Source organism: Streptomyces pathocidini, from assembly GCF_001418495.1.
Classification (GTDB): domain Bacteria; phylum Actinomycetota; class Actinomycetes; order Streptomycetales; family Streptomycetaceae; genus Streptomyces; species Streptomyces pathocidini.
Window position 1 is genome coordinate 1 of record NZ_LIQY01000694.1, and the last position, 1,777, is coordinate 1,777.

Genomic DNA, 1,777 nt, shown 5'->3' on the forward strand with positions numbered 1-1,777 from the left:
CACCAGGCGCGCTACGGTCGAGTCGCGGCCGTCGGCACCGACGACAACCCGCGCGCGCAGCTCGGCGGCCCCCGCCGGTCCGGCCCCCCGCACCCCCACGACCCTGCCGTCGTCGACGACGAGACCGGTGACCGCGAAGCGCTCCCGCAGCCGCGCCCCCTGGGCGCGGGCCTCGGCCACCAGCAGCGCGTCCAGCACGGTCCGCCGGGGCGCGTAGGTCGCGGCCTCCGCCCCTCCGGCCCTCGGCCCACCCGCCACCACGTGCCCCTCGAAATCGAGTGAGGCGCTGACGATGGGTGGACACCCCGTTTTCTCCAAGGCCGGAACAAGGCCCCACGCACGGAGCTGCTGCACCCCCGACCACCTGATCCAGTGGGTGGACAGCGTGTCGGATCCAGGCGCATTCCGGTCAACTATTTCCACCACATAGCCCCGCCGGGCGAGCAGCATTCCCAGCGGTGCACCGGCACACCGCGCGCCCACGATGACGACATCGCAAGGATCACTTTTCGGCCTCGCTTTTTCAGGAGCCATAAAAACACGTCCACTTCTCTGCGACGAGAGCATCCACTTCGGTATCTGACCAGCTCACATGACATTTCAAGGCACGGATCAATCGCATCGCAGGGTTATAAGGGCCAGCTTTCGACCCGTTTCACGGGCGTGGCTGAATCACGCCCACAAAACGAGCCATTACCTGAACGTGATTACCCTTCCGGCCGCGCATTACCCCCATCGTATCGACCTTATCGAGACCGTTGACACCCCTCGACAGGCCGCTCTAGCATCCCCTCATGATCAGCGATTCGATTCCCTTAATTGCTTCGCGATGTCATCAGACGGTGGACCCCGTACACCTGCTCTGCTATTTCGCCCCCGAGGCCGACCAGGAGTTCACGTCCGCGGGACTCGAGCCGGGGCACATGGGGTACTTCGCCGGCCGCGCGGCCGCACTCGGCCGCGCATCGTCCGCCGCGGTGGCAGCCGCGTTCTACAACTTCAACCCCGCTCTCGTCGCCCTCCATCTGCCCAGGGCGTGGGATCTGGCCTCGCCGGAGCGCGTCGTCGAGGCCCGTATGTCCGCCGTGGACCGTGCGCTGCGCCGCGTTCTCGGCGATGGGGCGGTGGGGAGCCCGGAGGTCGCCGAGGCGGCCGGGCTCGCCAGGACCGCAGCCGAGGCGTGCTCCCCCGAGGGGCGGCCGCTGTACGCCGCGCACGCCGAGCTGCCGTGGCCCCGAGAACCGCATCTGGTGCTGTGGCACGCCATCACGCTCCTGCGCGAGCACCGGGGGGACGGGCATGTCGCCGCGCTGGTCGGTCACGGTGTCGGCGCCATCGCGGCGCTGGTCACCGATACCGCCACCGGGAAGAGCCTCTTCAGCGCCGAGCAGGTGCGCGAGCACCGCGCCTGGTCCGAGCGGGACTGGGACACGGAGGTGGCCGCGCTCACCGAATCGGGGCTCCTGGACTCCTCCGGGCGGCTGACCGAGGCGGGCGCACTGCTCCGCTCCCGGATCGAGGACGCGACCGACGCCGCAGCGGCCCCTCCCTACCGCTCCCTGGGAGCCGAACGCGCGGAACGGCTCATCGCGCTGTGCGAGCCGCTCCGCGACGCCGTGGTCGCCGCCGGGGAGCTGCCCCGCAACGACACGGCGGACCCGCCCGCCCACGGGTGAGACCGCACGGGCGGGACCGCCCACGTACGGCGCTGATCCCGGCGCCGTACGAGACGCCCGCGCCGTACGAGAGGCCCGGCACCGTACGAGAGGCCCGGCAC

General features: G+C 70.5%; 2 protein-coding genes. One reads left to right on the top strand and one right to left on the bottom strand.

The window, feature by feature from the left end; translation table 11 throughout:
- A partial coding sequence (locus tag AOK16_RS24545) for an FAD-dependent oxidoreductase (RefSeq protein WP_338058506.1) occupies positions 1-567 on the bottom strand: 567 nt, incomplete at its 3' end.
- Between the two features lie 227 nt (positions 568-794).
- On the opposite strand from AOK16_RS24545, the gene AOK16_RS24550 reads away from it, so the two are divergent.
- Entirely contained in the window at positions 795-1,676 is an 882-nt protein-coding gene (locus tag AOK16_RS24550) for an SCO6745 family protein (RefSeq protein WP_055474287.1), read from the top strand.
- The last annotated feature ends 101 nt before the right edge of the window (positions 1,677-1,777 follow it).

What these genes read in the sequence shown, in the direction of transcription:
- AOK16_RS24550 (WP_055474287.1), top strand. Translation starts at nt 795, where the DNA reads ATGATCAGCGATTCGATTCCCTTAATTGCTTCGCGATGTCATCAGACG.